This window comes from Mesorhizobium sp. P3_A9 (assembly GCF_056402975.1).
Genome location: NZ_JBFUGJ010000326.1, coordinates 1 through 6,602 on the forward strand (window position 1 = coordinate 1; position 6,602 = coordinate 6,602).

The following is a 6,602-nucleotide window of genomic DNA, read 5'->3' on the forward strand; positions in this document are numbered from 1 at the left end:
TCGCCATCGTCGGCGAATCCGGCTGCGGAAAGTCGACATTGGCCAAGGTGCTGCTCGGCCTGGAGACGGCCAGTGCCGGCACGGTGACGCTGGGCAACAAGCAGATCCAGTCGACCGGCATCGAGAGCCGCAGTGTCGAAACCGTGTCGTCGATCCAGATGGTGTTCCAGAATCCTTTCGACACGCTCAACCCCAGCCATTCGGTCGGCTCGCAGATCATCCGCACGCTGGAGAAATTCAATGTCGGCAAGACGGTTGCTGATCGGCGCAAGCGSATGCTGGAAYTGCTCGACCTGGTGAAGCTGCCGCGSGCMTTYGARACSCGCAAGCCGCGCCAGCTGTCTGGCGGCCAGAAGCAGCGCATCGGCGTGGCACGCGCCTTTGCCGGCGACGCCAAGGTGGTGGTGGCCGACGAGCCGGTCTCCGCACTCGACGTGTCTGTGCAGGCGGCGGTGACCGAACTGCTGATGGACATCCAGCGCAAGAACAAGACGACGATGCTGTTCATCAGCCACGATCTGTCGGTCGTGCGCTACATCGCCGACCGCGTCGTCGTCATGTATCTCGGCTACATCGTCGAGCAAGGCACGACTGACCAGATCTTCGCGCCGCCCTATCATCCCTATACCGAGGCGCTTTTGTCGGCGATCCCGATCGCCGACACCAGCGTGGTGAAGCGACACATCGTGCTCGAAGGCGACATCCCCTCGGCGATGAACCCGCCGTCCGGCTGCCCGTTCCAGACACGCTGCGGCTACAAGAAGCTGGTGCCGGACAATCTGTGCGAGACCAAGGTGCCGCCGGTCAAGCACCTCGGCGACGGCCATATGAGCCTGTGCTGGCTGTCCGACGACGTGCTGGCGACGATGGAGCCGGTGATCAAGTTCGACAAGGAGCACGCTGCCCATGAAGGCGTGCCGGAAGATGCGCCGCATGGCAGCGGCCCGGTTTCGACAGGAACAGCGCCCAACCGTCCGCGTGGCAAAGCGTCGACCGCGGAAGCGGACGAGATCGGCGAGGCCGTGGAGCAGGGCCAGGCTGGGATGCGAGCCCGTCGCAACAAAGTAGTCGACGAGGCTTCCGAAACCGGTGTTAAGAAGCCGAAAGATACGACAAGGCGGCACTAAACCGGGAAGGGTGCTAGTTTTCGCATTGCTGTAGCTGGACGGCGTAGTCGCGGGCCATCTTGTCGGTCGCCCGCGCGTAGCCCTGCACGCCGGCATCGCCGCGATTGCCGCGGCCATAGGCGGTCCAGCCGAGATAGTAGGCGAGGTAGAGATTGTAAGTGTCGTTGCGGGCGACGCCGAACGTGTCTGCCGTCTTGGAATGATACCAGCCGACGAAATCGACGGCATCGGCGAACTTGGTGCGCCGCGCCGCCCAATTGCCGGTTTCGCGCTGATATTGCGACCAGGTGCCGTCCAGCGCCTGTGAGAAGCCGGTGGCCGTGGAGACGTGCTTCCACGGAATGAAGCCGAGCAGCTTGGTGCGCGGCGGCCGGGCGTTGCTCTTGAAGCCGGATTCCTTGCGCACCGTCGCCATCAGCACGGGCACGGGGATGCCGTATTTCTGCGAGGTGCGTTCGGCAGCCGACTGCCAGTTGTCGAACCAGCCGTCATTCTGGTCGAAGACGGCACAGACATTGTTGATGTGGCTKGGCGSSGTSGCRCAGGCCGACARYGCCAGCRGMACGCMAACMGCTACAATTTTACTAAAACTCGACCTRMSCATGGGAWGASSAATAGGCCGAAAWCMTAAARGGAATCTTGCTGCGTCCGTTAACGCTTCGTCGGCACGAGTGCTCGGCAAAATGCCGTATTGATATTCCGACTCTTCTTGTCGCCTTTTATAAAATGAAACTGCATAAATGCCGCCGTGGCTAAAATCACGCCTGTAAACGGCGTATTTCTGACAGCTTGCCCGGTTTGCCAAGGCTTTGATGCCTGGCATGAACGAACCAAGACGCAAGCGCGGCGCCGAGCGCACCAGCAACCGGGGGCCAGTGCCGATCCCGCAACTGCCGCAAAGGCGGGTGACCAATCCCTATCCACCGATGGCGTTGCTGGCGCCCGATCAGATCGAGGCGATCCACCAGGCGTCGATGCATATATTGGAAAATTTCGGCATCGAGGTGATGAGCCCGCGGGCGCTCTCGCTGTTCGAGAAGGCGGGTGCCAGGGTCGATCACGCCACAGCAAACGTGCGCATCGATCGCGGCATGGTCGACGCGGCGCTGAAGACCACACAGTCCACCTACACGCTGACACCACGCAACTCGGCCAACACGATCCATCTCGGCGGCAACACCATCAATTTCACGCTGGTTGCCGGGCCACCCAATGTGCACGACATGGAGCGCGGCCGYCGCGCCGGCAATCTGCGCGACTATGCGGATCTCACTCGGCTGGCGCAGCATTTCAACTGCGTCCACATGCTYGGCAACCAGGTCTGCGCGCCGGTCGAGCTGCCGGCCAACTCGCGCCATCTCGACACCTATTTCGCCAATCTGACGCTGACCGACAAGAGCTTCCATGTCTCGGCGATCGGCCGGGGCAGGGCGCTGGACGGCATCGAGATGATGGCGATCGCGCGCGGATTGACGCTGGACCAGCTGCGCGACGATCCCGGTATCGCCACCATCATCTCGGTCAACTCGCCGCGCCGCTTCGACGAGATGATGGCCGAGGGCCTGATGACCATGGCCGAGTTCGGCCAGTCGGTGGCGGTGACGCCGTTCACGCTGATGGGGGCGATGAGCCCGGTGACGCTGGCGGGTGCTTTGGCGCAGCAGAATGCCGAGGCGCTGTTCGGCGTCGTGCTGACGCAGCTGGTGCGTCCCGGAGCGCCGGTGATGTATGGCGCCTTCACCTCCAATGTCGACATGAAGTCGGGCGCGCCGGCCTTCGGTACGCCGGAGAACACCAAGGCCAACGTCGCTTCGGGGCAGTTGGCTCGGCGCTATGGGCTGCCTTACCGCACCACGCCCGGTTCGGCCTCCAACGCCGCCGATGCGCAAGGCGCCTATGAAACGCTGATGGCGCTGTGGGGCGCGGTGCTCGGCCATGGCAATCTCGTCTACCACGCCGCCGGCTGGCAGGAGGGTGGGCTGACGGCGTCGTTTGAAAAATTCATCATCGATGTCGAGATGATCCAGCACATGATGGAGTTCCTGCGCCCGATCGTGGTCGACGAGGCCGAGCTTGCCATCGAAGCGCTGGGCGCGGTGCCCACCGGCGGCCATTTCTTCGGCGAGCCGCACACGCTGGAGCGCTACGCCACCGCCTTCTACCAGCCAATACTCTCCAACTGGCAGAATTATGAGGCCTGGCAGGAGGCCGGCAGCCTCGACGCCACGGCACGCGCGACGCGGCTGTGGAAGAAGGCGCTGGAAGACTATGTCGAGCCGGCGATGGATGTCGCCGTGCGCGAAGCGCTCGAGGCCTATGTCGCCAGGCGCAAGGAAGCGATCGGGCAGGGCGAACCGTGACGCCTCCCGTCTTGAATCCATTCCCCCATCCAATCCATTGATATCAGAGAAAAATCCATGAAATCGCATGCAAAGGTCGTGGTCATTGGCGGTGGCGTCGTCGGATGCTCCGTGCTGTTCCATCTCGCGCGCCATGGCTGGACCGACGTGGTGCTGTTGGAGCGTGATGAGCTGACATCGGGCTCGACCTGGCACGCGGCCGGCGGCATGCACACGATCAATGGCGACCCCAACGTCGCCAAGCTGCAGAAATACACCATCAACCTCTACAAGGAGATCGAGGAGCTTTCCGGCCAGGCGACCGGCGTGCACCTGACCGGCGGCGTGCTGCTGGCGGCGACCGAGGCGCGGCTGGACTGGCTGCGCGGCGTCGTCGCCAAGGGCCGCTATCTCGGCATCGAGCTGGAGGAAATCTCGCCGAAGGAGGCGGCCGAACTGATGCCGCTGCTCGACCCCAAGCAATTCGTCGGCGCTGTCCGCAACAAAGAGGACGGCCATCTTGATCCCTCCGGCGTCACCCACGCCTATGCCAAGGCCGCGCGGAAGCTTGGGGCCGAAGTGGAACGCTTCACCAAGGTCGAAGATATCGTGCGGCGACCCGACGGGCTGTGGCGCGTCATTACCAACAAGGGCGAGGTGGTGGCCGAGCATGTCGTCAATGCCGGCGGCCTGTGGGCGCGCGAGGTCGGCCGCATGGTTGGCCTGGAACTGCCGGTGCTGGCCATGGAGCACATGTACCTGATCACCGAAGACATGCCGGAAGTCGCCGCCTGGAACGCCAAGACCGGAGAAGAGATCATGCATGCCGTCGATTTCGACGGTGAACTCTACCTGCGCCAGGAGCGTGGCGGCATGCTGATGGGCACCTATGAGAAAGCCAACAAGCCATGGTCCGAATACCAGACACCTTGGAATTTCGGCCATGAATTGCTGGCGCCCGATATCGACCGCATCGCGCCATCGCTTGAGGTCGGGTTCAGGCATTTCCCGGCCTTCCAGAACACAGGTATCAAGCAAATCATCAACGGGCCCTTCACCTTCGCGCCGGACGGCAACCCACTGGTCGGGCCGGTGCGCGGCCTGCCGGGTTTTTGGGTCGCCTGTGGCGTCATGGCCGGTTTTTCGCAGGGCGGCGGCGTCGGGCTGGCGCTGTCCAACTGGATGATCGAGGGCGATCCCGGTGCCGACATCTGGGCCATGGACGTGGCGCGCTATGGCGACTGGGCGACGATGGCCTACACCAACGCCAAGGTGCGTGAGAACTATTCCAGGCGTTTTTCAATCCGTTTCCCGAACGAGGAGTTGCCCGCCGGACGGCCGCTCAAGACAACGCCGGTCTACGATCTGTTGTCGGCCAAGGGCGCGCAGTTCGGCGTCGCCTATGGGCTGGAAGTGCCGCTCTGGTATGCGCCGGAAGGCATCAAGGATGAGTTCTCCTGGCGCCGTTCAAGCGACTTCGCTCATGTCGCCAGGGAGGTCGCAACGGTACGCGATGGCGTCGGCCTGTCGGAAATCTCGTCATTCGCCAAATACAAGGTGACGGGCGAGGGGGCGTCTGCCTGGCTCGACAAGATGCTCGCCTGCAAACTGCCGAACCCTGGCCGCATGACGCTGGCACCGATGCTGAAGCAGGACGGCAGGCTGATCGGCGATTTCACGCTGGCCAATCTCGGTCCTGACGGCTGGTTCCTCGCCGGCTCGGGTATCGCCGAGCAGTATCACATGCGCTGGTTCGAGGCGCATCTGCCTGGCGATGGCTCGGTCCACATCGAGGCGTTGGGCGCCAAACTCACCGGCCTGGCGATTGCCGGCCCGAAGGCGCGGGAGGTGCTGGCCAAGGTCAGCCGCGCGGATGTCTCCAATGTGGCGTTTCCGTTCATGGCGGTGGCGAAGATGGATATCGGCATGGCGCCGTGCCTGGTCGGCCGCGTCAGCTACACCGGCGATCTCGGCTACGAGATCTGGGTGGCGCCGGAATACCAGCGCGCGGCGTTCAACGCGCTGATGGCGGCGGGCGAAGAATTCGGCATCGGCCTGTTCGGCTCGCGCGCGCTCAATGCGCTCAGGCTGGAGAAGAATTATGGCTCATGGGGACGCGAATATCGGCCGATCTATGGGCCGCTGGAAGCCGGACTCGACCGCTTCGTCGCCTATGGCAAGGAGGCGGATTTCATCGGCAAGGCGGCGGCACTGGCCGAGCGTAAGCAAGGCGGCAAGTTACGACTGCGCAGCTTCATCGTCGAGGCCGACGACGCCGACGTCATCGGCGACGAGCCGATCTGGTTCGGCGGCGCGGTGCGTGGCTGGGTGACGTCGGGGGGCTACGCGCATCATTCGAAAAAGTCGATCGCCGTCGGTTATGTGCCGAAGGAGATCGCCGACGAGAGCGACGGCTTCGAAATCGAGTTGCTGGGCAAGCGTCACGCGGCGCGCATACAGGCGGCGCCGCTGTTCGACGCGAATTTCGAACGGATGCGGGGGTGAGGGCTCACCCCCGCATGGGACATCAGGCCTTGCGGTTGTCCAGCGCAAAGGCGCCGGCGCCGGCAAACACCAGATAGAGGAAGATGAAGCAGAAGGAGATCGCTGCGTCGCCGCCATTGTTGGCCGGGAAGAAGTCGCGCGGCATGTGCGCCGTGAAATAGGCGATCGCCATTTCGCCGGCCAGAAGGAACGCCACCGGACGGGTGAACAGGCCCAGCGCCAGTAGGATGCCACCGGCGAATTCGAGGATGCCGGTGGTGAGCGACAGGCTGTTCAGAGCATGAGGTTGGGCGCTTATCGGAAAATTGAACAGTTTCTGGCTGCCATGTTCCAGGAACTGCAGCGCGGTCATGATGCGCAGGATGCCGAGTGCTTGCGGCTGGTATCTGGAGAGGCTTTCAAAAAGCTTCATCTGAAACTCCATTTTCACCCTCCCGGCCCGGCCATAGATTATCGCCCGGCCATGGACCATTCACTTCCCATGGCATGTCATCAACAATCGGTGATTGGAAACGTTCCCTGGTATGCCCTTTGATATTGTTCTCGTCTGGGTTGCTTTTGTATCGCTATGGTTGTATTTGTAAAAACACCTGAAATGTGGGGGTCCCTTGCCATGAAGAAAGTCGTTGTC

Annotated in this window: 5 protein-coding genes; 3 read left to right on the plus strand and 2 right to left on the minus strand. The window is 62.8% G+C overall.

Annotation, left to right across the window (positions count from 1 at the left end; genetic code table 11):
- The coding region (locus tag AC1DX0_RS28645; protein WP_477357768.1) for an oligopeptide/dipeptide ABC transporter ATP-binding protein at positions 1-1,127 on the plus strand (1,127 nt) is incomplete at its 5' end.
- 13 nt (positions 1,128-1,140) lie between these two features.
- On the opposite strand, the gene AC1DX0_RS28650 is transcribed toward AC1DX0_RS28645, so the two are convergent.
- Positions 1,141-1,731, minus strand: coding sequence for a transglycosylase SLT domain-containing protein (locus AC1DX0_RS28650; RefSeq protein WP_477357771.1), 591 nt, complete (start codon positions 1,729-1,731; stop codon positions 1,141-1,143).
- Positions 1,732-1,948: 217 nt separating this feature from the next.
- On the opposite strand from AC1DX0_RS28650, the gene AC1DX0_RS28655 reads away from it, so the two are divergent.
- Together AC1DX0_RS28655 and AC1DX0_RS28660 are read left to right on the plus strand one after the other, a co-directional pair.
- Positions 1,949-3,487, plus strand: a complete 1,539-nt coding sequence (locus AC1DX0_RS28655) for a trimethylamine methyltransferase family protein (protein WP_477221857.1) — start codon at positions 1,949-1,951, stop codon at positions 3,485-3,487.
- Between the two features lie 57 nt (positions 3,488-3,544).
- Positions 3,545-5,971 carry a GcvT family protein gene (locus AC1DX0_RS28660; protein WP_477221858.1) on the plus strand — a complete coding sequence of 809 codons (2,427 nt, stop codon included), beginning with the start codon at positions 3,545-3,547 and terminating at the stop codon, positions 5,969-5,971.
- 22 nt (positions 5,972-5,993) lie between these two features.
- Here AC1DX0_RS28660 and AC1DX0_RS28665 read toward each other — a convergent pair whose 3' ends face one another.
- The gene (locus AC1DX0_RS28665; RefSeq protein ID WP_477221859.1) at positions 5,994-6,383 is read right to left on the minus strand and encodes a DoxX family protein; all 390 of its coding nucleotides are present in this window, start codon (positions 6,381-6,383) and stop codon (positions 5,994-5,996) included.
- Positions 6,384-6,602 lie beyond the last annotated feature (219 nt).

Excerpts from the sequence above, each read along its gene's own strand:
- AC1DX0_RS28660 (WP_477221858.1), top strand. The coding sequence starts at position 3,545 with ATGAAATCGCATGCAAAGGTCGTGGTCATTGGCGGTGGCGTCGTCGGA.
- AC1DX0_RS28665 (WP_477221859.1), bottom strand. The coding sequence starts at position 6,383 with ATGAAGCTTTTTGAAAGCCTCTCCAGATACCAGCCGCAAGCACTCGGC.